1 pseudogene is annotated in these 219 nt (G+C 48.4%); it reads right to left on the reverse strand.

The features are described 5' to 3' along the window. Positions 1–219, reverse strand: a pseudogene (locus A3709_RS01480) (cell division protein FtsZ); the annotation flags it as partial.

Below are 219 nucleotides of genomic sequence, written 5' to 3' on the forward strand. Positions count from 1 at the left end.
CAACAATACATCATTTGCCTCCTTAAAGGCATCGAGCAGACTGGTATTTTTACCTAGCACTTCCAGCAATTTTTCATTGGGAATTGTGATCAAAGAGTCCACGTGCTGCTGCAATTCACCCACACCTTCCTGGGCAATTTTTAACCGTTTCTTGCCCTCAAAGGGGAAGGGACGGGTCACAACCGCCACGGTCAGAATACCCAGCTCACGGGCAACTTC

Source organism: Halioglobus sp. HI00S01 (assembly GCF_001635445.1).
Taxonomy (GTDB): Bacteria; Pseudomonadota; Gammaproteobacteria; order Pseudomonadales; family Halieaceae; genus Halioglobus; species Halioglobus japonicus.